This is a genomic window from Anabaena sp. FACHB-83 (genome assembly GCF_014697485.1).
In the GTDB taxonomy this organism is placed as follows: Bacteria; Cyanobacteriota; Cyanobacteriia; order Cyanobacteriales; family Nostocaceae; genus Nostoc_B.
On sequence record NZ_JACJRY010000020.1, the window covers coordinates 105773 to 128961 of the forward strand.

22 protein-coding genes are annotated in these 23189 nt (G+C 40.9%); 17 read left to right on the plus strand and 5 right to left on the minus strand.

The window, feature by feature from the left end:
• Positions 1-397 precede the first annotated feature (397 nt).
• The 4 genes from H6G79_RS22210 (at position 398) to H6G79_RS22225 (ending at position 4744) form a co-directional block, all read left to right on the plus strand.
• Positions 398-820, plus strand: a complete 423-nt coding sequence (locus tag H6G79_RS22210) for a lysozyme inhibitor LprI family protein (RefSeq protein WP_190591978.1) — start codon at positions 398-400, stop codon at positions 818-820.
• A 299-nt stretch (positions 821-1119) separates the two neighbouring features.
• A complete protein-coding gene (hemC, locus tag H6G79_RS22215) occupies positions 1120-2091 on the plus strand; it encodes a hydroxymethylbilane synthase (protein WP_190591979.1) in 972 nt (323 codons plus the stop codon).
• 141 nt (positions 2092-2232) lie between these two features.
• Positions 2233-3654: a glycogen synthase GlgA gene (gene glgA, locus H6G79_RS22220; protein ID WP_190591980.1), complete on the plus strand. Its 1422-nt coding sequence runs from the start codon at positions 2233-2235 to the stop codon at positions 3652-3654.
• Between the two features lie 100 nt (positions 3655-3754).
• Positions 3755-4744: a DUF4351 domain-containing protein gene (locus H6G79_RS22225; protein WP_190591981.1), complete on the plus strand. Its 990-nt coding sequence runs from the start codon at positions 3755-3757 to the stop codon at positions 4742-4744.
• Between the two features lie 14 nt (positions 4745-4758).
• On the opposite strand, the gene H6G79_RS22230 is transcribed toward H6G79_RS22225, so the two are convergent.
• The 3 genes from H6G79_RS22230 to H6G79_RS22240 form a co-directional block, all read right to left on the minus strand.
• Positions 4759-5361, minus strand: a complete 603-nt coding sequence (locus H6G79_RS22230; protein WP_190591982.1) for a hypothetical protein — start codon at positions 5359-5361, stop codon at positions 4759-4761.
• 55 nt (positions 5362-5416) lie between these two features.
• On the minus strand, positions 5417-6532 hold the full coding sequence (wecB, locus tag H6G79_RS22235) for a non-hydrolyzing UDP-N-acetylglucosamine 2-epimerase (protein ID WP_190591983.1): 1116 nt from the start codon (positions 6530-6532) through the stop codon (positions 5417-5419).
• Positions 6533-6679: 147 nt separating this feature from the next.
• Positions 6680-7054: a hypothetical protein gene (locus tag H6G79_RS22240; RefSeq protein ID WP_190591984.1), complete on the minus strand. Its 375-nt coding sequence runs from the start codon at positions 7052-7054 to the stop codon at positions 6680-6682.
• Between the two features lie 716 nt (positions 7055-7770).
• Here H6G79_RS22240 and H6G79_RS22245 point away from each other — a divergent pair.
• From H6G79_RS22245 to pstB, 7 genes are all read left to right on the plus strand, one after another.
• A complete protein-coding gene (locus H6G79_RS22245) occupies positions 7771-9042 on the plus strand; it encodes a type IV pilus twitching motility protein PilT (protein WP_190591985.1) in 1272 nt (423 codons plus the stop codon).
• Between the two features lie 68 nt (positions 9043-9110).
• Complete coding sequence (locus tag H6G79_RS22250; RefSeq protein ID WP_190591986.1) at positions 9111-9872, plus strand: circadian clock KaiB family protein; 762 nt, start codon at positions 9111-9113, stop codon at positions 9870-9872.
• 371 nt (positions 9873-10243) lie between these two features.
• Entirely contained in the window at positions 10244-11317 is a 1074-nt protein-coding gene (locus tag H6G79_RS22255) for a sulfate ABC transporter substrate-binding protein (protein ID WP_396019814.1), read from the plus strand.
• Between the two features lie 33 nt (positions 11318-11350).
• Entirely contained in the window at positions 11351-12352 is a 1002-nt protein-coding gene (locus H6G79_RS22260; protein ID WP_190591988.1) for a PstS family phosphate ABC transporter substrate-binding protein, read from the plus strand.
• A gap of 11 nt (positions 12353-12363) precedes the next feature.
• On the plus strand, positions 12364-13305 hold the full coding sequence (pstC, locus tag H6G79_RS22265; RefSeq protein WP_190591989.1) for a phosphate ABC transporter permease subunit PstC: 942 nt from the start codon (positions 12364-12366) through the stop codon (positions 13303-13305).
• A 5-nt stretch (positions 13306-13310) separates the two neighbouring features.
• Positions 13311-14213: a phosphate ABC transporter permease PstA gene (gene pstA / locus H6G79_RS22270; RefSeq protein ID WP_190591990.1), complete on the plus strand. Its 903-nt coding sequence runs from the start codon at positions 13311-13313 to the stop codon at positions 14211-14213.
• Between the two features lie 69 nt (positions 14214-14282).
• Entirely contained in the window at positions 14283-15110 is an 828-nt protein-coding gene (gene pstB / locus H6G79_RS22275) for a phosphate ABC transporter ATP-binding protein PstB (protein ID WP_190591991.1), read from the plus strand.
• A gap of 346 nt (positions 15111-15456) precedes the next feature.
• Here the strand turns inward: pstB and H6G79_RS22280 are convergent, their stop codons facing one another.
• A complete protein-coding gene (locus H6G79_RS22280) occupies positions 15457-16374 on the minus strand; it encodes a histone deacetylase (RefSeq protein ID WP_190592930.1) in 918 nt (305 codons plus the stop codon).
• A 279-nt stretch (positions 16375-16653) separates the two neighbouring features.
• Entirely contained in the window at positions 16654-17472 is an 819-nt protein-coding gene (locus H6G79_RS22285; protein ID WP_190592929.1) for a SirB1 family protein, read from the minus strand.
• Between the two features lie 933 nt (positions 17473-18405).
• On the opposite strand from H6G79_RS22285, the gene H6G79_RS22290 reads away from it, so the two are divergent.
• The 6 genes from H6G79_RS22290 to H6G79_RS37435 all read left to right on the plus strand — a co-directional run bounded on the left by H6G79_RS22290 (position 18406) and on the right by H6G79_RS37435 (position 23081).
• Positions 18406-19365 (plus strand): choice-of-anchor L family PEP-CTERM protein, encoded by a 960-nt coding sequence (locus H6G79_RS22290; RefSeq protein WP_190592928.1) that lies wholly within the window; start codon positions 18406-18408, stop codon positions 19363-19365.
• A 276-nt stretch (positions 19366-19641) separates the two neighbouring features.
• On the plus strand, positions 19642-20313 hold the full coding sequence (locus H6G79_RS22295) for a PEP-CTERM sorting domain-containing protein (protein ID WP_190592927.1): 672 nt from the start codon (positions 19642-19644) through the stop codon (positions 20311-20313).
• Between the two features lie 213 nt (positions 20314-20526).
• Complete coding sequence (gene atpD, locus H6G79_RS22300; protein ID WP_190592926.1) at positions 20527-21972, plus strand: F0F1 ATP synthase subunit beta; 1446 nt, start codon at positions 20527-20529, stop codon at positions 21970-21972.
• Between the two features lie 93 nt (positions 21973-22065).
• Positions 22066-22479, plus strand: coding sequence for an ATP synthase F1 subunit epsilon (atpC, locus tag H6G79_RS22305; RefSeq protein WP_190592925.1), 414 nt, complete (start codon positions 22066-22068; stop codon positions 22477-22479).
• Between the two features lie 239 nt (positions 22480-22718).
• Positions 22719-22955, plus strand: a complete 237-nt coding sequence (locus H6G79_RS22310; protein WP_190592924.1) for a hypothetical protein — start codon at positions 22719-22721, stop codon at positions 22953-22955.
• A 3-nt stretch (positions 22956-22958) separates the two neighbouring features.
• Positions 22959-23081: a hypothetical protein gene (locus tag H6G79_RS37435; protein WP_277877312.1), complete on the plus strand. Its 123-nt coding sequence runs from the start codon at positions 22959-22961 to the stop codon at positions 23079-23081.
• The last annotated feature ends 108 nt before the right edge of the window (positions 23082-23189 follow it).

Sequence of the window (23189 nt, forward strand, 5' to 3'; positions counted from 1 at the left end):
GCCATTATCGCGTAAGGAAGTTGCTCCATATTGGCAGATGAAAGCTTTACCATTCAAGCATTTGAGTAAATAAACAGATTTTTTCTGGAATTAATTTTCTGACTTGCACCATATTTGATAAGTCAATATGGCGTTTCCTCGTCTGTTGAGGTACAAATTTATCTGTTTCCATCTGTATAGCCTGCGGCAAGCCGCTTACTCACCTAAATTTGCGGTTAACTGTTATTGCTTGTATCTCAGTAGAATAAGAACCGATATAAATATAATTTTCGCACCATCATTATAGTAATTGTGTTGGATTTTACAAACAATATTCTTGTTCACTTCCTAAAATACCAGTAATTATGAGCTATATTGAACTTTTTATAGCTTTTAATGCTGAAAGGAAAAACATCCTATGCGTTATTTATCACTTTATTTATTCAGTATCTTAACGGTTATTGGTTTGAGTGCTAATACTGTGGTGCAGGCAAATACACAAACCCAACCGACAAAAACATATTTAGCACAAAAACCCAACTGTAATGACCCGCAAACTCAATTGGAAATTAATATCTGCTCACAATTGTCATATCAAAATGCAGATAAAAAATTGAACCAAGTTTATAAACAACTGTTACCAAAGTTGTCAAAGACTAGACAGCAAAAATTAATTGCTGCACAGTTAGCCTGGATTAAGTTTCGTGACGCTAGTTGTGAGTTTGAAAGAAGTGCATACGAAGGAGGAAGTATTGCACCTGCGATTTATGCTGGCTGCTTAGAAGAAGCGACAAAACAGCGAACTCAACAATTGCGCGAGTATCTTCAACATGATGGTTGATAACTATCAGGTCGCTATGCTTGAACATAAAGAGGCAAGGTAGACAAGGAAGATAGGGGAGACAAGGGAGATAGGTTTGTTAATGACTATAGAAGCAGAAGCTACAAGAGAAAAGTAGTTTATGAAGCAGTCTTTTGCTGGGATGCTTCACTTAAACGAGGCGCAGATTTTTTGTTAAAAAATGTAAATGAAATTCAAGCTAAAGTTGCGTTTAATTAAGCGATCGCAATGCGGGAAGTCACTCACTGCGGTAGTCTAGATGAATGTGAATGTATCGCCTGGTTTGACATAACGTTATTATGACTTCAGTTGTTTCCAGTGCAACCCGCACGATTCGTATTGGTTCTCGTAAAAGTCAACTTGCTCTAGTTCAAACATACTGGGTAAGAGAGCAACTACAAAAAAGTTTCCCAGATATCAATTTTGAAGTCCACACCATGTCTACCCAAGGCGACAAAATCCTGGATGTAGCGTTGGCGAAGATTGGCGATAAAGGACTATTTACAAAAGAACTCGAACTGGGAATGATCAACCAAGAAATTGACTTTGCAGTTCATTCCCTCAAGGATCTGCCGACTAATTTACCAGAAGGCTTAACCTTAGCAGCAATTACCGAACGGGAAAACCCCGCAGATGCTTTAGTTGTGCATGAAAAGTACAAAGACAAGCAAATTGACACTTTGCCAGAGGGTGCAGTCATTGGCACATCCTCACTGCGACGATTGGCACAGTTACGCAATCAATTTCCCCACTTTACCTTTAAAGATGTGCGCGGTAACTTGAATACCCGCTTGGCAAAACTTGATGCTGGTGAATATGATGCCCTGATTTTAGCAGCTGCTGGGTTACAACGCTTGGGTATGGGCGATCGCGTTCATCAAGTTATTCCCAAAGAAATTTCCCTCCACGCTGTCGGACAAGGCGCTTTAGGGATAGAATGTCGCGCTGATGACCAAGATTTGATATCTTTACTCAAAGCAATTGAACATCCCCAGACACGCGATCGTTGTTTAGCAGAAAGAGCATTCTTACGTGACCTTGAAGGTGGTTGCCAAGTACCCATCGGTGTAAATACAGAAATTGTTGATGGTAATTTAACATTAACAGGTGTAGTCGCCAGTGTAGATGGTCAAAAACTTGTTAAAGATACCGTCACGGGTGCAGCCAGCAACGCCGAAGCATTAGGGACAGAATTAGCTAACCTTCTACGGGAACAAGGCGCTCAAGAAATTCTTGAGGAAATCTTTGCTGAAATCCAACGGGGTTCTTAGGATACTGGCAAACAGATGTGGTTAGATAAGAGTTGAGATTAAAGGATGAAGTGTAAAGGATCAAGATTCTTTGATTAAACTGCCTTTATACTTCAGACTTCTTGTGAAAATATAGGCAGAACCGGGGAAACAACAAAGACCATGCGGATTCTATTCGTTGCAGCAGAAGCAGCTCCCGTTGCGAAAGTAGGAGGAATGGGTGATGTTGTGGGAGCATTACCTAAAGTCTTGAGAGAAATGGGGCATGATGTCCGCATCTTCTTGCCTTACTACGGGTTTTTACCAGACAAAATGGAAATCCCCAAAGACCCGATTTGGTGGGGATATGCCATGTTTCAGGACTTTGCAGTTTACGAAAGTGTGCTGCCCGGTACGGATGTGCCTTTGTATTTATTTGGACATCCTGTATTTAATCCCCGCCGCATCTATTCGGGAGAAGACGAAGATTGGCGGTTCACCTTTTTTGCCAATGGTGCGGCTGAGTTCTGCTGGAATTACTGGAAGCCAGACATCATCCACTGTCACGACTGGCATACAGGAATGATACCCGTGTGGATGCACCAAGACCCAGATATCACCACGGTGTTTACGATTCATAACCTGGCTTATCAAGGGCCGTGGCGTTGGTATCTGGATAAAATTACTTGGTGTCCTTGGTATATGCAAGGACACAACACAATGGCAGCAGCAGTGCAGTTTGCTGACAGGGTAAATACCGTTTCCCCAACTTATGCCGAACAAATCAAAACACCCGCGTATGGTGAAACTATCGAAGGTTTGCTGTCATTTATCAGTGGGAAGTTATCAGGGATTGTCAACGGTATAGATACTGAGGTTTACAACCCAGTTGATGATAAATATATTGCACAGACATTCTCGCCAGACACTTTAGATCAGCGTAAGAAAAACAAAGTTGCTCTACAAGAAGAAATGGGGTTAGAGGTCAACTCTCAAGCCTTTTTAATTGGTATGGTGAGCCGATTAGTCGAGCAAAAAGGCTTGGATTTGGTCATCCAAATTTTAGACCGCTTCATGGCGTATACAGATGCCCAATTTGTGTTGTTAGGGACAGGCGATCGCTATTATGAAACTCAAATGTGGCAATTAGCATCCCGGTATTCTGGACGTATGGCAACTTACCTGTTATATAACGATGCCCTATCACGTCGGATATATGCGGGTACTGATGCCTTTTTAATGCCCAGCCGTTTTGAACCTTGCGGAATTAGCCAAATGATGGCGATGCGCTACGGTTCAGTTCCCATCGTCCGCCGCACCGGGGGATTAGTTGACACCGTATCCCACCACGACCCAGTTAATGAAGCTGGTACAGGTTATTGCTTTGACCGCTACGAACCCTTAGATTTGTTTACCTGCATGATCCGCGCTTGGGAAGGTTTTCGTTTCAAACCTCAGTGGGGCGAACTGCAAAAACGCGGGATGAATCAAGACTTTAGCTGGTATCGTTCAGCCAAGCAGTACGATAAACTGTATCGTTCAATGTTTGGTTTACCAGACCCAGAGGAACAAGCAGCACAGCCAGAGTTAGTTTTGAATCAGTAGGTTTTTTAACGCAAAGTGGCGCAGAGGTTAACGCAGAGGAAAACAGAGAGTTTTTGTTTTTTATCTGCGTTTATCTGCGTTTAATTATTCTCTAAATACAATGACTGAGGAACTCCAAAGAGCCGATAATGATTCGCCGTGGAAAGAAATTTTAGAAGCATACTTTCCCCAAGCAATGCAGTTTTTCTTTCCCCAAACAGCAGCCCTAATTAATTGGCAACGTCCCCACGAATTTCTCGACAAGGAATTTCAACAAATTGCCCGCGAAGCCGAACTTGGAAGAAGATACGCCGATAAATTAGTTAAAGTTTGGCAAATTGACGGGGAAGAAGTTTGGCTGTTAATTCATGTCGAAATTCAGGCGAAACCAGAAGATAAATTCGCCGAAAGAATGTTTTTGTATAACCTGCGAATTTTTGATAAATTTGCCAAACCAGCCATCAGCCTAGCAATTTTATGTGACGCTGACTCTACTTGGAGACCGAATCAATACAGTTACAATTATCCTGATTGCAGTCTGGTTTTTCAATTCGGCACTGTCAAATTGCTAGATTATCAAAATCTCTGGACAGAATTAGAAACCAGCAATAATCCTTTTGCGACAGTTGTCATGGCGCATTTAAAAACGCAGCAAACCAGCAAAAATCCAGGAGAACGGAAAAATTGGAAATTCAGCTTAATTCGCCGACTTTATGAACAAGGGCTAGAAGAAAGAGACATTCGTAACCTCTATCGTTTTATCGATTGGGTTATGATTTTACCAAAAGCACTAGAAGCAGAATTTTGGCAAGACTTTAAGTTATTCGAGCAGGAGCTTACTATGCCTTACATAACTACAGGCGAGCGCATTGGCTACGAGCGAGGCAAGGAAGAAGGGAAGCAGGAAGGTAAACAGGAAGGTAAACAGGAACAAACACAAATACTGGTCTTACGACTACTGCAAAGAAAGGTGGGCAATTTACCCGACGAAGTTCGTCAACAAGTTCAAAGTCTTTCTTTAGAACAATTGGAAGCACTGAGTGAGGCTTTATTAGATTTTAGTGCGATCGCTGATTTACACAACTGGTTACAAACCAATCAAACAGCATAGTTTAAGTTTTGTAACTAATAAAAGTAAAAAATAATCCTCACTTCTTTTGGTGAACCTAAAGCTAAGAGTTTCTCAAAAAAATAATCAAGAAATTCAGAACCAACAAATTCTCTATAACTTTCTACCCAACTGACTTGTACAATATCCGCTTTAGGAAGATAATTCGGATTAAGAGAATATAATTTCGCTTCCTCTGGCCATTGTTCGTAAGGAAATGGTTGATTATCAGAAAATAAATTCGCGTACTGTGGTTCAACCAAGCCGTAAAATGTAATGGGTTTTTCCCAATCAAAATTGATCAGTTCTTGAACCAAAAGCCAAGACGCATCCCAACAATCATCATCTTCAGTATGCGATTTCAAAAAAGGTGAAAGGTCTTGTGGAAGACCTCGTGGTCGAGATATAGGTCTGATATCTGCACCATACCACTTTAAAAATCTTTCCCGGCGCACACCTGCTAGAACAGTAAAAAACTCATAGTGTGTGCCGATATCTATTCTTTCTAGAGGTGAAAATTCTGCTGTTGATTTTTTTAGACCGCGACCTTTTGGTTTTAGCACTGCTGTCCATTGTCCATCTTGTAGAAACTCTACAAATATTTGGATTTGAGTACTCATAATTTGTGCAAATAAATTATTTTTTTGGGAAAGGCGTTTTGCCTCTCCCTATTTATCAACTCACTCCCAAATAATTCTTTACAATTTGCAAAATTCTCTCGGCTGCATGACCATCACCGAAAGGATTAATCGCATTAGCCATTGCATCATACGCCGCAGAATTACTCAATAACTCAGCCGCCGCCGCCAAAATACTCGCGCTTTCAGTCCCGACTAATTTAGCTGTACCCGCCGTTACTGCTTCAGGACGTTCTGTAGTTTCTCGCAAAACTAACACTGGTTTACCTAAACTTGGTGCTTCTTCTTGCAAACCACCAGAGTCAGTTAATAAAAAATGCGATCGCCCAATTGCACCCACTAATTCGGCATAATCTAAAGGTTCGGTCAAAAATACGCGCGGATGTTGCCCTAATAATGCTTGCAATGGTTCCCTAACTGTGGGGTTGCGGTGCAGGGGTAACACCAAAGCAGTATCAGGAAACTTATCTAATATTTGCAGAAAACCTTGAGCGATCGCTTGTAATGGTTCTCCCCAATTTTCCCGGCGGTGAACTGTGGACAACAACACGCGATATTCATTCCAATTCAACCCCGGAACATTACAAGCTGGCTGACTCGCCGCCACATTTAACAGTGCATCAATCACAGTATTTCCAGTCAAGTGAATTTCGCCCAACACCCCAGAACGTTGCAAATTCTCCACCGCCAAAGTTGTTGGTGCAAAATGCAGTTGTGTAATTTGGGAAATTAACCTGCGATTCGCTTCTTCTGGATAAGGATTGTAAATATTATCAGTTCTTAACCCAGCTTCGACATGACCCACAGGAATTTTTTGATAAAAAGCTGCCAAGGCTGCGGCAAAAGCTGTGGTCGTATCTCCTTGGACGATAACTAAATCTGGTTTACTCTTTTGAAATAATTCTTCTAATCCGCGCAAGCTGCGACAAGTAATATCGCTTAAAGATTGTTTCGGCTGCATAATCTCTAAGTCATCATCGGCTTTGAGGTTAAACAGTTGCATCACTTGTTCAACCATTTCACGATGCTGTCCAGTTAAAATTACTTGCAACGCAAATTCAGGAGATTGCTGGAAAACCTGAATTACAGGCGCTAGTTTAATCGCCTCTGGACGTGTACCTAAAATAATGCCAACTCGCTTTTTATTAGTCATGGCTGGTAGTCATTAGTCATGGGTCATTGGTCAATAGTAAATGTTTCATCCCTACAAATGACAAATGACTAAGGACTAATGACTAAAAATGAAAAAACCCGGCTGAACCGGGCAGATGTACTGTTTGTCGTGTTTAACGCAATAGTTTTATTTGATTTCACAAGTTAAAGGGCAAGCTGCATATATAGAGGTCTTTTGTAATTCTTCAGTCTCTCCGTGCAACCAGCTTAACCATTTGATGTCACTGGGATGTACACCTTTGAGGGTGAGAACACCAGCTGCGATCGCCACTGCCAAAATATTGAACAAAATTAACCCACCACCTACTAGTAAAACCGCACTAACAGGCATGACAGATTGTAAAACAATCGACAACAGACATCCGACCGTAGCCATCAAAACCACTAATGGAAAACCGACAACTAACAAACATACTGCCAACGTGAAAGTCCATATCAAGAAGCTTTTAATCATCATTAAGGAGTAGGTCTTTCCGAGATTAGAGCCTTGAGCCGAAACCATGACTTTTCCTCCTAAGTACACAGCAATCAATTTAATATCAGTGAGATAACGCTGTTGGCGAATCAACTGATTGTTTCAGTGAATCCCAGTATATAAAAAGGAATAGGAAAAATGAGCATTTAGTAACTTAACTTTACAGTTAAGTTTTTCTAATTATGAATGTAAAGTTCCGTTGATTTCTTGCTAGAGAACTGGTTTGTGCCATCTATCTCAAGGAGTAGAAGCTAGTTCTTAACAGCCTCATCAGAATGTTTTCCACCCCGCAAATTGATCCCCTTAATATTTCTTATAAAAACTGGGGATGTCTCTCATAAATCACTAATTTGTCTGAAAAAAATACCTGCTGCTGATTTGGCTTTTAGCTGCTAGTCAATTGCCGGAATTTTGCGGAGAAATTTCTCATCTAATCGCCGGATGTTTTCACATTTGATTAAATGTATTATATATTGCTTTTATTTATAAGGGTTATTACTGAAGGATATATCAGGTTGCAGTGTGCTAAACAAGTTTATATAGACTTCAGGATTTTTTAACCTAATGGAGAGATTTGCACATTATCTAAAAAAATATACTAACTGACAAGCTAGGTGTAACGAAATGTTGCGATAAAGTTCTCAGCTAAGGAGCAGCAACAAACCTGCTGTCTGCCGTCCTTAGAACCACCAAGACAGATTTTTTGCAGATTCAAGTTCATAACTCCCTAATTTTGAAGATATATGACAGAAACACAAAACTCTGCCAATTCCCATCCGGCTGCTCCTCGGAATGTGCCACCTATGCCGCCGCCACCACCATCATTAGCGACACAACGGCAGCATACACAAACATTAGATATGTCTGCCCACCGGAATACAACTCAACCTGCACCACCGCCACCAGTTGCAGGTAATCGTCCCGCAAGTCCACCACCAGCAGCAAAAAATCCTTCTGGGTTAACTTTGGGAGCAATTATTAAAGAAGCTTTTGATAATGGTTATTCCGATATTCACTTGGGTGTAGGTGAAGTTCCCCGCTTCCGCAACCGTGGCGAAATTAGTCCCACAGAATATCCCGAAACAGATAATGCAACTTTCATGAGTTGGTTACGGGAAGTGATGACAGAGAAAGAAATTCAGCAATTTGAAGAAAACCTCGAATTTGATGGTGCAACTCAATATGAATTCGCCCGTGTTCGGTTGAACGTTTTTGGCTCGCTGAAAGGCCATGCAATGGTACTGCGGTTGATTCCCCTGAAAATTTTATCAATGGAACAGTTGCGCTTACCGCCAGTTTTCCGAGATATCTGCCACTCTCATAAAGGCTTAATCTTAGTCACTGGGCCGACTGGTTCTGGTAAATCCACCACAATGGCGGCGATGATTGACTATATTAATCGGGAAATGGCCAAGCACATCATCACCATCGAAGACCCAGTAGAATTTGTTCACCAAAGCCGCAAGTCATTGGTCAAACAACGGGAAGTGGGGATGCACACCCGCAAATTTGACAACGCTTTAAAAGCAGCTTTGCGGGAAGATCCAGATTTGATTCTGGTGGGGGAAATGCGGGATAAGGAAACCGTCAACACCGCCTTAAAAGCTGCCCAAACAGGTCACTTGGTAATGGGAACTCTGCACACCAACAGCGCCGTAAAAACCATTGAACGGATTTTGAATTTATACTCTGGTGCAGAACAGGATGCGATGCGGGTAGCCTTGGCCGAATCGTTGGTAGCAGTCATCGCCCAAGGATTGTGTCGAACGACTGATGGTAAACGAGCTGCATTCCACGATATCTTAATTAACACTGAGGCGGTTAAAGAATGGGTCAAAGACGGTAAATATGATGAAATTACCGAATTGATGAAACAAGCCAGTTTCGACGGCATGATTACCATGAATCAGTCGTTGCTCAATCTTTATCAAGAAGGTCGCATTACTGAAGAAATCGCTTTAGAAATGTCACCAACTCCTAACGAAATGGCTCAGTTTCTCCGAGGACGAGTTTAATTACAGTAAAGGTAAAAAGTTATCGCCTCGGCTTTTTACCTCCAAGTTCCCCAACCCCTGTAACTAGCTTGACTACACCTAAACTCTTTTTACCTAAAGTTTTTAAAGGCATTGCCTTATTCACACCCGGAGGCGATTTAATTTATTGCATCGACCCGAATAAACAGGGTCGATGGCATTTGCATTTGTGTGCTGCTTTACAAGAAATTCTCGATTTATCGGAACCGCCACATTTTTTAGTTCCTTGTTATACTGCCACAGTTGACCACTGGTTAGATCCCCATACGCAACAAATTCGGACTTTTGCCGAGGCTTATCCGGCAGTATTACAACATCAAGCTTTACTGAATACAATTTTTCATACGGGCGATTTAATCTGGCAAGCTGCACCTTGGCAAGATGGTTTGTGCGATCGCATGGTGTTAGGCACTTATCGTTCCACATTTCCCCAACTTTGGGAAGACCACGACTTAATTGTGAATTTAGATTTATCCGAAAAGGCTCCCAAATACTATCCACCAGTCAGAGCCACACAAAACATCCAACAAAAAACCCAATGTTACGTTTTGCGTTTATTTATTGCGGGTCATAGCGCCAATACCGAACGGATACTGCACAATCTACACGAAATGTTAGAGCGATCGCTCAAATATCCCTACACTTTAAAAGTGATTGATGTTTTAACTCATCCAGAACAAGCAGAAATTGATCAAGTGTCGGCAACTCCCACTTTGGTGAAAGTTTGGCCGCAACCAATTCGACGCATCGTCGGCGATTTAGATAACGCCGAGAAAATTTTCCAAATGTTAGGTACTAAAGAAAAATTATAAAAAATTTATCGGATTTAGTATTCTGGCTCACAAAAAAAATCAACAATTAGTTTTACTCAAGAATATTGGCAGGTTAAATTTAATTTTTAATTAAGCTTTCCCACCCAAAAAACTTTGTATATTGCTTAGTAAATTGGGATTTATTTGGCCAAAAATGCTGGCGTTGCTGTTAGGAAAACCGTAAGTAAGAATTAGCCTCAGTTTTCATAGTTCAATTACATACTGTCTTGACAGGTATAAGATTTTCATGCTTTATTGAGTTAATTACAGTAACTCGATGGAGATGCTGTAGATAACGGGGTAAATCTTTAATGAACAAGTCGCAGCATCCGGCTAATATACATACTTGCATTGAGAAAACAGCACAGTTAATGCGAGTTTTGTATCAAAAAATCGGGAGAATTTGGTTCAACCAAACCTCTGTTAAAAGATTTGCATATTTATGCTTTTTAGGTGCGATTTTAAGTGTAGTTATCTCTGCTTGTGCAGGGAGTTATTCAGCGACAGAACCAGAAATTAAGCTAAGACTAGTTTCTTTTTCGGTCACTAAAGCAGCCCATGACCAAATTATTCCTAAATTTGTCGAAAAGTGGCAGAAAGAACACAACCAAAAAGTAGTTTTCGACCAAAGTTATGGCGGTTCTGTCGCTCAAGCAGCTGATGTAATTTCAGGTAAGCAAGAAGCAGATATAGTCCACTTAGCACTGCCGTTAGATGTCCTGAGAATTCAACAAGCTGGTTTAATTAAATCCAGTTGGCAGATTAGAACCCCCAGAAATGGTATTGTTAGCAAATCGGTAGCAGCAATTGTTACCCGTGAAGGTAATCCGAAAAAAATTCAAACTTGGGCAGACTTAGCGAAAGACAATGTACAACTCATTGCAGCTAACCCCAAAACTTCTGGAATTGGCATTTGGGAATTATTAGCTTTTTGGGGTTCGGTTACACAAAATGGCGGAGATGAAGCAACAGCATTAAACTACATTGCCAAAGTTTATCAAAATGCTGCCGTTCTCACCAAAGATGCCCGTGAAGCCAGTGATGTGTTTTTTCAAAAAGCTCAAGGCGATGTTTTAATCACCTACGAAAATGAGGTGACTTTAGCAGAGAAAACAGCCACAAAACTACCTTATGTCATCCCAGAATTAAATATTTCGATAGATAATCCTGTGGCTGTAGTAGACAAAAATGTTGATCAACACAAGACAAGAAAAGTAGCTGAGGCATTTGTTGACTTCTTATATTCTTCCGAAGCCCAACGGGAATTTGCTAAATTACAATACCGTCCGGTAAATCCTACAGTTACCCAAGAAGTAATCTCACAATATCCCCCCATTCAAACTTTATTCACAGCCCAAGATTTAGGGGGATGGGACATAATTCAAACCAAATTTTTAAACGATGGGGCAATTTTTGACAAAATTAAAGCTAATAGTAAAGCATAAATCCTCATCCAAATTCAGGGAATTAGCAATTGTATGAATTTTATTTCTCAATGCAAAAATAACCTATTACTGCTGTCTTTACTGGTAATTAGTTATAGCCTAACAGCTTGTAGTGGTCAAAAAGAAAAGCAAAAACAAGTCAGTATTGATGGTGCGGCTGTAGGATTTCCGATTTCTTTAGCAGTAGCAGAAGAATATCATAATGTGAAAGCTGATGCTGTTGTGAGTGTTGCATCAAGTGGTACTGGGGGCGGAATCAGTAAATTTTGTGCAGGAGAAATTGATATTGTTGGTGCTTCACGTACCATTAGAGATGAAGAAATCACTAAATGTAAAAGTAAAAATATTGAATTTTTGGAAATACCCATCGCTTTAGATGGTATAGCCGTAATTGTGAATCGGCAAAATGATTTTGTGCAATGTTTGACTGTTGATGAATTAAAAACAATTTGGAGTGCTAAGGCAGACAGCAAAATTTTAACTTGGAATCAAGTTAATCCGAAGTTCCCTAATGAAAAGATGAAACTTTATGCGCCTGCATCGGATACAGGTACATTTGATTATTTTACCCAGGCGGTGACAGGTAAAGCTAAAAATGGTCGCACAGATTATACCCCCAGCCACAATCAAAATACTTTAGTGCAAGGGGTAGCAGGAGATAAATATTCTTTAGGTTATGTGGGTATTTCTTACTACATTCAAAATCAAGACAAGCTGAATTTAGTAGCTGTAGAAAACCCTAATGGCAAGTGTGAAAAGCCTGTACCAGTGGATAATGTCGTGAAAAATATTTACACACCATTATCCCGTCCTTTGTTTATCTATGTGAGTAAAAAGTCGTTAGATACAAAGCCAGCAGTACGAGAATTTGTTGATTTTTATTTAGAAAACTCCTGGAAATGGGTAGATAGCGCAGGTTATGTGGCTTTACCTGATGAAGCCTACGTGAAAGTTAAACAGAAATTTCTCAAGGGGGAAACCGGCACAAAATTCAAAAAAGCTAAACCAGGTCAGCCAATTACTAACTTTATTTAATTTATTGATTTATGAGTGCCATCAATCATCAAAATGGTTTTCAGGAAGATTCTCGGCGATCGCTAGAAAAAAATCCATCCGAAGATATTACCGAAAAGATTATCGCCACAATTTTATTTTGCTGTGGTTTAGTCTCGGTTTTAACAACCTTTGGTATTGTCGTTATTATCTTTCAGGTAACATTTGAGTTCTTTCAAGAAGTCCCCCTAGCTGACTTTTTTCTCGATACTAAATGGACACCTTTATTTGCGGAAAGACATTTTGGCATTTGGCCGTTAATTGCGGGGACTTTCTTAACTACTCTCACTGCGATGGCAGTAGCGATTCCTTTGGGTTTATCTTCCGCAATTTATTTAAGTGAATATGCCCAACCTAAAGTCGCTGCCATTTTGCGTCCAGCAGTGGAACTTTTAGCAGGGATACCAACAGTTGTATATGGATATTTTGCCCTGTTATTTGTGACCCCATTCCTGAGAAATTTTCTGCCTCTAGAAATCTTTAATGCTATGAGTGCAGGGTTAATGATGGGAGTGATGATTACCCCGACAGTTGGTTCTATTAGTTTAGATGCGATTCAAGCCGTGCCGAATTCTTTAAGAGAAGGCGCGTATGCGTTGGGCATTACTAAATTAGAGTCGATTTTTAAAGTGTTATTACCCGCAGCACTTTCAGGAATTACGGCTTCGATTATTTTAGGTATTTCTCGCGCTGTTGGTGAAACAATGACCGTGGTAATTGCTGCTGGACAACAGCCAAAACTGACTGTGAATTTGATGGAGTCAGTCGAGACGATGACAGCTTATATGGCACAGATTTCTGGTGGAGATAGCCCCAGAGGAAGTCTCAATTTTAAAACTTTATATGCTGTCGGGGCTGTGTTATTTCTGCTAACTTTGGCATTAAATATTGTTAGCTACTGGATTTCCCATAGATTTAAAGAAAAATACGATTAATCAATATGGCTACAAGTTATCAAGGTAATGATTTTTTCGATTCTAGTGCAGAATTTACCGATAATATTGAAAAAAGAGAGTCACTCGGTAAGGTATTTGAAATCATTTTTTTATTGGGGTTGTTGATTGGATTATTTATCTTGGCATTGCTGGTTTTTGATATTTGCCAAGATGGATTAGTCAGATTTGTCACCCCAGGTTTTTTAACAGAAACTCCATCGCGGTTCCCGGATGAGGGAGGTATTCGTCCCGCAATTGTTGGGAGTATTCTGTTGGCAATTATTGTGATGTTAGTTGCAGTGCCAATTGGTATAGGAGCCGCTTTATATTTAGAAGAATACGCTCCTAAAGCTTGGTGGACTGCCATCATCGAAATTAATATTAGTAATCTTGCTGGTGTACCTTCAATTGTGTATGGGTTGCTGGGTTTAGGAGTATTTAATTATTTGTTGGGTTTTGGCCCGGCTTTAATTTCTGGAGCTTTAACTTTATCTTTGTTATCCTTACCAGTAATTATCGTGACATCTAGAGAAGCGATTCGTGCAGTACCGGATTCTTTAAGACACGCTTCCTATGGTTTGGGTGTGACTAAATGGCAAACTATTTACCATCACGTTATCCCCTATGCGATTCCTGGGATATTAACAGGGGTGATTATTTCTGTATCTCGTGCTGTGGGTGATGCAGCTTGTTTAATAGTAGTTGGGGCTGTGAGTTTTTTGACTTTTGATCCTGGGTTATTCCAGAGATTTATGGCTTTACCAATTCAAATTTTTAGTTATCTCAGTCGTCCAGAACCAGGTTTTGCTAATTCATCAGCCGCAACAATTATTGTGATGTTGTTGTTGATTTTAGTATTGAACGGGATAGCGATTTATGTTCGCCAACGCTTTTCAATCACTCGATAGGTATTGCTTTAGGTAACGGCAAATTTTTGCAGATATCAAATAGAAATCTTCAATTTAGGTGTAACGGTCATGACTCACAATGATAATAGAAGTAGGCAAAGTAATAATACACTGATTCAAGAAAGAAATGTGTTTGATATTGAGGGTCTGAGAGTTTACTATAGTGGTTTTTTGGCTTTGCTGGATGTTTATCTACAAATTCCCGAAAAGCAAATTGTAGCTTTTATTGGCCCTAGTGGTTGTGGTAAAAGTACTCTGTTGCGATGCTTTAATCGGATGAATGATTTGATTCCCGGTGCGAAAGTTGAAGGCAGATTAAATTACCGCGATCGCAACATTTACGATCCTAAAATTAACTCAGTCAAATTACGCCGCCAAGTCGGGATGGTGTTTCAAAGACCAAATCCTTTCCCAAAATCCATATATGAAAATATTGCTTTTGGCCCCCGTTCTAACGGTTATAAAGGTAATTTAGATGAATTAGTCGAAGATTCCCTCAGACGCGCAGCAATTTGGGATGAAGTCAAAGACAAACTCAAAGCTAAAGGTACAGCATTATCTGGTGGACAACAACAAAGACTTTGTATTGCACGGGCGATCGCGATGAAGCCAGATGTATTATTAATGGATGAACCTTGTTCCGCCCTTGACCCCATTTCCACGCGCCAAGTAGAAGAACTCTGCTTAGAACTCAAGCAACAATACACCATTATTATGGTGACTCACAACATGCAGCAAGCTTCGAGAGTTGCAGATTGGACAGCATTTTTTAATACCGAAATTGATGAACATGGCAAACGCCGTGGTAAATTAGTCGAATTTAGCCCGACAGTTCAACTGTTCTCTTCTCCAACTACCAGAGAAGCAGAGGAATATATTAGTGGTCGTTTTGGTTAGATGAAAGAGGCTAGTACAACAAGGCAAAAGTAAAAGGTCAAAAGGAAAAAGAAAGAATAGTGATAACATCAGCCTTTTAGCAATTTCTTATGGTCACTGAGCGCCGTCGAAGTGTGGTCACTGAGCGCCGTCGAAGTGTGGTCACTGAGCGCCGTCGAAGTGTGGTCACTGAGCGCCGTCGAAGTGTGGTCACTGAGCGCCGTCGAAGTGTGGTCACTGAGCGCCGTCGAAGTGTGGTCACTGAGCGCCGTCGAAGTGTGGTCACTGAGCGCCGTCGAAGTGTGGTCACTGAGCGCCGTCGAAGTGTGGTCGGTTTATTTACGCCGAACTGTACTAGCCCCTAGATTCATAAACAGCGTTTAATTGTTGCTAACACAGATTCAGAAAGTGCCGAAAAATCATAACCACCTTCTAAACCAAACAGAATCTTTCGAGTTATACCCAAACAGTACTCTGTAAATAAACCATAATCTTCTGGAAGTAAGTTCATACTTGCCAAATGATCGGCGGCATTAGCATCGTAACCGGCGCTGACAATTAATAAATCAGGTTGAAAGTTTTGTAAGAATGGAATTATCTTACTTTCTAACAGTGGGCGATAAGCGTTGATATCACTACCTGGGGGCAGTGGCACATTTAAAACGTTATTATGATAGCCACGTTCGGAAGCTCTACCAGTGCCAGGATAGCAAGGATACTGATGAAGAGAACAGTAGGCAATTTGGGGGTGAGTTTCCACGATCGCCTGAGTTCCGTTACCATGATGTACATCCCAATCCAGAATCGCCACACGCTTAACATCTGGTTGTTCTAGTGCATAAAAAGCTGCGATCGCAGCATTAGAAAATAAACAAAAACCCATCCCAGAATCACTTTCAGCATGGTGTCCCGGTGGACGCGCCAGCACAAAAGCCGGATTTTCTGTAGCTAAGACAACATCAACACCATCTAACCAAGCACTCACCGCCAACAATGCCACATCATAGCTATTAGCTGAAACGGGTGTATCACCATCAAGATAGCCACCGCCACTAGCCGCAATTTCGCCCAGTTTTTTGACGTAGGCGGGGCTGTGGGCTTGTAATAATAAAGACATCAACGATGGGTTGTCAGCAACGGGAGTCGGTTCGCGCCAAGCAATCTTTTCTGCAAATGCCGCTTCTTTTAACGCTGTGACAATGGCTGTTAGACGTTCTGGTTTTTCTGGATGATAATTTCCCGTTTTGTGATTCAAAAACTCATCCGAATAGATGACTGGTAGCATAGGTGGCAATCATCAAAGTTACTGAATGCCATTGTATAGCAGAAGGCAGGGGCAGTGGTTCGGCTTCGCGGTAATCGAGCGAAGCGATGCACTGAGCTTGTCGTTCGCGTAGCGTCTCCGGTAGGAGAAGTGTCGAGATTCACCAACCAGGCAGGAGGCAGGAGTTATCAACTCTTAAACCCACTATCTTGAGACTGTCATTAGTCATTAGTATTGACAGATGACTAATGACCAATGACAGCCTCAACTAGGAAATGTGCCGCTTGAATGCAAACTTGTTTATTTACCCATTTCTGTAAGTAACCGTTGAATTACCACTGCATCTTCAGCATCAGGAACTTTGGATAAGTAATTTTGTAAGTCTGTGACTGCTTGCGGGTAATGTCCTAATTGATAGTAAAGCAGACCGCGATCGCGGATTTCTAACATCGCTGCCGGAAATAACAATAAAATTCGTTCCACAGCAGAGAGGGTTTTTTCCAAATCTTGCTGTTTGAGATATATGTATTTTAAGTTCGTCAGCATCCTAGCCAAAAATTGCCGATTGCTGACAGTGGCTAAAAATTCGGGTTTGAGGCTGACAGGTTGTTGAAACATTTGGGTGAGTCGTTCCTGACAATCTTCTGCAAACATTACCTCACCCCGATTAAAAGCATCCACAAAAATCTCCATATCTGGAATATCAGGACGGATGAGAAAATGTCCCGGTAATCCTATACCCACCATCGGGAACCCAATTCTGTGGGCAATTTCTAGATAAACCAGTGCGAGAGTGATGGGAATCCCGATACGGCGGTCAATCACATCATTTAAAAAGCTGTTGCGGGGGTCGTAGTAGTTGCTACTATTGCCCGTAAATCCCAAATCATCATACAAATACTGATTTAAGCTTTGAATCAACCGCAACGGATAGCGTGGAGTTGGTAAACGTTCTTGAACCTCTTGTGCCATTGTATCGAGGGCATTGAGATATTCTTCCGGGTCAAGGTTGGAATATTCTTCTTGGGCAATGTATAGTGCTGCCTTGGCCAAGTTGATATACTCGTCAGGTTGCTGAATCTCTTGGTAAAAATATTGTCTTGCTGACGAGAAATTCATAAGCAAATTCTGCTGTAAATCTAAGATGAAGCTAGGGCAAATAGGGACTGAGCGATTTTTGCACTTATCTTTATCTTAAGTGAAGAGCATGAAAGTAAAACGCCGAATGCAAAATCGCGCAACTTGATCAAACAGCATTCAGGAATCAGCCTTCAGAAATCAGAATCATAAATAAGTTAGGAGTCTACTAGATAGAAATTTTCATAGCCTGATAAAGCAATTCTGAATGATTTACAAACATCTTTCTACCTTGTCTTGTGTTCATACCTTCCAAATCAGACTGCTATCGTACTGATTTTCTATTTCTCTTGCCATTCTGAATTATTACTGAGAATGTAATCTTTTTCACTCAAAATCTTTATTATAACTAGATAAATAAATGACGAAAATTATTAAAAAATGTCGTTGATTGTGATTCTGATTTATTTTTATCAAAAATTGATTTATTGATAAAATCTGTAAAAATTTGTTTATACCAATTTAAAATTTTCCTTATATTTTATTCGTCTTATTTTTATATTTAATTATAAAAATATCTTGAAGGAATTAGGTTTATTTACAAAGTTTTATTATTGAGTTTGAACTTGTAATCGTCTCAAGTATTTACAAAATCAACTTTTGCGAGTAAATATACAGAATTAAAAATGTAATTATTGTGTAAACAACCGTATTTCTACTATCCAAAAAAATAGTTACCTACTAATCTAATTACATAGACCAGCGAGAACAGATAAAGATTAACTCGCTCAGATTCGGCAGAAATGTGTTTTCAAAGTGTGGTTACAGTACTACGTTGATAATCAGCGATCGCGGCTAGAGATGAATTCAGTTTACAACCATAATACTTGCTACTTTCTGGCATAATTCTTGCTGAAAATCCCCAAGCTTTAGCAAAAAAATATTGCCAACATCACGTTTAATTGGTAGAAAAACATGAAATCTCTCCAGAGTTTTTTCAAAACAGGTGCATTTTCTTTATTAGGTTTAGGATTAGTAACCGCACCTGCCCAAGCTGTCAATATTACTACTAGCAGTGACCCAAATATTTTAGTTAACAACATTTTAGGTTCAGGGATTACAATCTCTAATGCTACCTATCAAGGTGCATCAATAGCATCTGGAATCTTCACAGATGGTTTAGCTTCAGGTATCGGCATAGATAGAGGGATTATTCTCACTACTGGTAATGCAAAATTGGCATCCGGGACAAATACTACTGAAAGTGCATCTAGTAGCAACAAAGTACCTGGTGATACTGACTTAAGTGCTTTAATTTCTGGTGTAAAAACCTTTGATGCTAGTGTATTAGAATTTGAATTTACATCCACAACTGGCAATCTGTTTTTTAATTATGTTTTTGCTTCCGAAGAATATAACGAATATGTAAATTCTCAATATAACGATGTATTTGGTTTTTTCTTAGACGGTAAAAATATTGCCTTAATTCCTGGAACTAATACACCAGTTTCTATTAATACTGTTAATGGTGGTAATCCATTTGGTAGTAATGCCACCAATCCGCAATTATTTAATAATAATGCCTTAAGTGATGGTGGAATTTATAATCTGCAATATGATGGTTTTACCAACATCTTTTCTGCACAATTCTTAGGTTTGAGTGAAGGCGTACATCGACTGAAAATAGCAATTGCAGATGTGGGAGATTATCGTTACGATTCTGCGGTGTTTATTCAAGCAGGTACTTTTTCTGCTGGTGAATTGCCAAAACCAAAACCCACACCCGTTCCGCAACCAACAACTCCAGTACCTACCCCAACACCCGTAAAACAAGTACCAGAACCCACCACTATTGTAGGTATATTGGCTAGTGCTGCTTTTGGTCTGACATCCCTCCGCAAGCAGACATTAGCAGCAACAAAACCTCTCCGCTAAATTTTATGTAAAAATACGGAAACTTCATTATTAAATTACAAAGTAAGAAGTACTCTATAAAAGTAACTTCACAGGAATAACACGTAGTAAGATAACTGCCAAGCTCAAAACTTGTAGTCAAACCCACTGTTTACCAGAATTTGCTGCTTGTTCTGTGATGCGATCGCCTATTAGGAGTAGTTTTCCCCTAAAACACAGTACCCCTAGACAAGTTACTTAACAAACCGCCCGTATTACTACTGGCCTCTTTCTTTGGAAAAACATTCTACTTAAAGTATGGCTAAATCAAATTTTTTTTCCACATTCAGTAAACTAGGACTCACATTAACTACCATCACAGCCATAGGCATGGCAACATCTCATACAGCCAACGCCGCCACCTTGTTGTCTGACAACTTTAATAGTGAAAATGGTGGTGTGGGAAGTTTAAACTACAATGCTTTTACCAACTGGAACGTTTCTGGTGGCAGCGTTGATTTAATTGGGAATGGTTTTTTTGACTTCTTCCCTGGTAACGGACTGTATCTTGATACAGATGGCTCGACCAGTAATGCTGGCAGAATTACATCAAAAACAGCATTTACATTTAATCCGGGAGATTTAGTTGACATCAGTTTCGATCTTGGTGGCGCTAGTAGACGAGGCGAAACTAACTCCGTAATTGTCTCTTTGGGCAGTTTGTTCAACGAAACATTTACCTTACCAGCTAACGAAGCTTTGACTACCATTCGCCGTAGGATTAATGTCGCCACACTCACCACTGCTAATTTAGCCTTTGAAGGCGTTGGTGGAGATAATGTTGGTTTAATCCTGGATAACATTACTCTGTCACGCACAACAACATCAATTCCTGAACCTAGTGCTTGGTTGGGTGTATTAGCATTGGGGGCTTTAGGTACAGTTTCAGTATCTAAGCGTCAACTCCAGAAACTAAAAGCTAAAGCATAAATAAATTTTCACTCAACTTTGTAGCGCCCGTGTCAGAATACATCTGACGCGGTGTTTTTTGTTTTTAGCCTCATTTCCAAAACAAAACACTGGTCTTAAGGAATTACTAACGGAGTTATGTCCCCTTCCGGTGCTACAGTGAAAGATGACATTGCTTAATCTTTTGTCATCAAAGACCTCATCTGAAATATAGCTTCAATCATTAGGCTCAGCATGGTCACCGCAGAAAAAACAAACATAGGCTACATTACCCAAATCATTGGTCCTGTTGTAGACGTTAAATTCCCTGGCGGTAAATTACCGCAAATCTACAACGCTTTGACCATCAAAGGCACTAACGAAGCTGGACAGGAAATCAACCTAACCGTCGAAGTACAGCAACTGCTGGGCGACAACCAAGTTCGAGCTGTGGCGATGAGTTCCACCGACGGTCTAGTACGCGGTTTGGAAGTTGTCGATACAGGCGCTGCCATCAGTGTACCAGTGGGTAAAGCTACCCTGGGTCGGATTTTCAACGTCCTTGGCGAACCTGTTGACAACAGAGGGCCAGTAAATGCGGAGGAAACCTTACCTATCCACCGCGATGCTCCCAAGCTAACTGAACTGGAAACCAAACCTTCCGTTTTCGAGACCGGAATTAAAGTCGTTGACTTGCTAACTCCCTATCGACGTGGCGGTAAGATTGGTCTGTTCGGCGGTGCAGGTGTCGGTAAGACCGTGATCATGATGGAGTTGATCAACAACATCGCTACCCAGCACGGTGGTGTATCCGTATTTGCTGGTGTGGGTGAGCGTACCCGCGAAGGGAACGACCTCTACAACGAAATGATTGAATCTGGGGTTATCAACAAAGACAACCTCAACGAATCAAAAATCGCGCTGGTTTACGGTCAGATGAACGAACCACCCGGAGCAAGAATGCGGGTTGGTTTGTCTGGTTTGACAATGGCTGAGTACTTCCGTGATGTCAACAAACAAGACGTATTGCTGTTTGTTGACAACATCTTCCGCTTTGTACAAGCAGGTTCAGAAGTATCTGCGCTACTAGGTCGGATGCCATCTGCGGTAGGTTATCAGCCTACACTGGGTACTGACGTAGGTGCATTACAAGAACGGATTACCTCGACAACCGAAGGTTCTATCACCTCCATTCAAGCGGTTTACGTACCTGCGGACGACTTGACCGACCCCGCACCTGCAACCACCTTCGCTCACTTGGATGGTACTACAGTACTATCTCGTGGTTTGGCTGCTAAAGGTATTTACCCTGCGGTTGATCCTCTGGGTTCTACCTCAACAATGTTACAGCCCAACATTGTAGGTGACGAACACTACAACACTGCTCGTGCTGTGCAAGCAACCTTACAACGCTACAAAGAATTACAAGACATCATCGCAATTCTCGGTTTAGATGAATTGTCTGAAGATGACCGTCTGACTGTAGCACGCGCTCGGAAGATAGAGCGTTTCTTGTCTCAGCCCTTCTTCGTAGCAGAAGTATTCACCGGTTCTCCTGGTAAATACGTAAAATTGGAAGACACCATCAAAGGCTTCCAGAAGATTCTGTCTGGTGAATTAGATGCTCTACCAGAACAAGCCTTCTACTTGGTAGGCGATATCAACGAAGCGATCGCCAAAGCTGAAAAGCTCAAAGGTTAATACTCAGTGAACAGTCATCAGTGAACAGTCATCAGACATGAAAACTGTTCACTGATAACTGATAACTGATAACTGATAACTGATAACTGAAACATGGCATTAACCGTTCGTGTAATTTCCCCAGACAAAACAATCTGGGATGCTGAAGCTGAAGAAGTAATTTTACCCAGTACAACTGGTCAGTTAGGTATCCTCAGTGGACACGCACCACTGTTAACCGCCTTGGACACAGGGGTAATGCGTGTTCGTGCCGGCAAAAATACTAACTGGCAAGCGATCGCACTTTTGGGTGGTTTCGCAGAAGTAGAAGCTGATGAAGTGACAATTCTAGTCAATGGCGCAGAACGTGGCGACACCATCGATGTAGACAGCGCACGCACAGCTTACAACGAAGCCCAAACCCGCCTAGCTCAAGTTCCAGCAGGCGATCGACAAGCTCAAATCCAAGCTAACCAAGCATACAAACGCGCCCGCGCTCGTTTTCAAGCTGCTGGCGGTTTGGTGTAAACATTGCTCATAATCTGCAATTTTGTAGAGTAGGCTATCTGCTTGCTCTACAAATTTTTTTGAGGAAGTTTTGTGATGAACATCTAACAACCAAACGCGATAACTTCGTTAAGCTACGCTAACGCACTCCCAATCAGCATTAAGGGCTATTCCTGTAAAATCTCTTGATAGCGCATATAGCGCATATATGTATTATTTCCTAGTTTATAATTGGTGTGAATAAATCATAGTCAAACCTTATGTTGCAATCGATTGAAGGAATTTATAAAAATGGCAAAGTAGAACTTGCCGAACTACCATCAGATGTGTCAGAAAGTCGGGTAATCGTAACTTTTTTAGAACCAAGAAATTATTTGCAGCATTCACAAATAATGACATTTGGGATGTTCTCAGGGGAAAATCAATCCACGGAAGACGATTTCGGTATAGCTGAATTTCATGGAGATAGAGAAGATTATTTAGACTGGTCAAAATAATCTATGAAATATGTTGTTGATACCCATGCGCTTATCTGGTTTCTAGAAGGAAACATCGCGCAGATAGCAGAGGCTTTGGAGTTAAGTGTGGATGATGTGAAAAAAGCTGCACAAAAGTCTGATTGACATCCTCCCACCACTAATTCGGGGTACCGAATATAGTGGGGGATTCCAAGAATCACTTCTTGGGTTTCCTCTTTCCACGAGTTGACTTGCTTGAAGGAGTTACCTCAC

What these genes read in the sequence shown, in the direction of transcription:
- H6G79_RS22210 (WP_190591978.1), top strand. Translation starts at nt 398, where the DNA reads ATGCGTTATTTATCACTTTATTTATTCAGTATCTTAACGGTTATTGGT.
- hemC (WP_190591979.1), top strand. Translation starts at nt 1,120, where the DNA reads ATGACTTCAGTTGTTTCCAGTGCAACCCGCACGATTCGTATTGGTTCT.
- glgA (WP_190591980.1), top strand. Translation starts at nt 2,233, where the DNA reads ATGCGGATTCTATTCGTTGCAGCAGAAGCAGCTCCCGTTGCGAAAGTA.
- H6G79_RS22225 (WP_190591981.1), top strand. Translation starts at nt 3,755, where the DNA reads ATGACTGAGGAACTCCAAAGAGCCGATAATGATTCGCCGTGGAAAGAA.
- H6G79_RS22230 (WP_190591982.1), bottom strand. Translation starts at nt 5,361, where the DNA reads ATGAGTACTCAAATCCAAATATTTGTAGAGTTTCTACAAGATGGACAA.
- wecB (WP_190591983.1), bottom strand. Translation starts at nt 6,532, where the DNA reads ATGACTAATAAAAAGCGAGTTGGCATTATTTTAGGTACACGTCCAGAG.
- H6G79_RS22240 (WP_190591984.1), bottom strand. Translation starts at nt 7,054, where the DNA reads ATGGTTTCGGCTCAAGGCTCTAATCTCGGAAAGACCTACTCCTTAATG.
- H6G79_RS22245 (WP_190591985.1), top strand. Translation starts at nt 7,771, where the DNA reads ATGACAGAAACACAAAACTCTGCCAATTCCCATCCGGCTGCTCCTCGG.
- H6G79_RS22255 (WP_396019814.1), top strand. Translation starts at nt 10,244, where the DNA reads ATGCGAGTTTTGTATCAAAAAATCGGGAGAATTTGGTTCAACCAAACC.
- H6G79_RS22260 (WP_190591988.1), top strand. Translation starts at nt 11,351, where the DNA reads ATGAATTTTATTTCTCAATGCAAAAATAACCTATTACTGCTGTCTTTA.
- pstC (WP_190591989.1), top strand. Translation starts at nt 12,364, where the DNA reads ATGAGTGCCATCAATCATCAAAATGGTTTTCAGGAAGATTCTCGGCGA.
- pstA (WP_190591990.1), top strand. Translation starts at nt 13,311, where the DNA reads ATGGCTACAAGTTATCAAGGTAATGATTTTTTCGATTCTAGTGCAGAA.
- pstB (WP_190591991.1), top strand. Translation starts at nt 14,283, where the DNA reads ATGACTCACAATGATAATAGAAGTAGGCAAAGTAATAATACACTGATT.
- H6G79_RS22280 (WP_190592930.1), bottom strand. Translation starts at nt 16,374, where the DNA reads ATGCTACCAGTCATCTATTCGGATGAGTTTTTGAATCACAAAACGGGA.
- H6G79_RS22285 (WP_190592929.1), bottom strand. Translation starts at nt 17,472, where the DNA reads ATGAATTTCTCGTCAGCAAGACAATATTTTTACCAAGAGATTCAGCAA.
- H6G79_RS22290 (WP_190592928.1), top strand. Translation starts at nt 18,406, where the DNA reads ATGAAATCTCTCCAGAGTTTTTTCAAAACAGGTGCATTTTCTTTATTA.
- H6G79_RS22295 (WP_190592927.1), top strand. Translation starts at nt 19,642, where the DNA reads ATGGCTAAATCAAATTTTTTTTCCACATTCAGTAAACTAGGACTCACA.
- atpD (WP_190592926.1), top strand. Translation starts at nt 20,527, where the DNA reads ATGGTCACCGCAGAAAAAACAAACATAGGCTACATTACCCAAATCATT.
- atpC (WP_190592925.1), top strand. Translation starts at nt 22,066, where the DNA reads ATGGCATTAACCGTTCGTGTAATTTCCCCAGACAAAACAATCTGGGAT.
- H6G79_RS22310 (WP_190592924.1), top strand. Translation starts at nt 22,719, where the DNA reads ATGTTGCAATCGATTGAAGGAATTTATAAAAATGGCAAAGTAGAACTT.
- H6G79_RS37435 (WP_277877312.1), top strand. Translation starts at nt 22,959, where the DNA reads ATGAAATATGTTGTTGATACCCATGCGCTTATCTGGTTTCTAGAAGGA.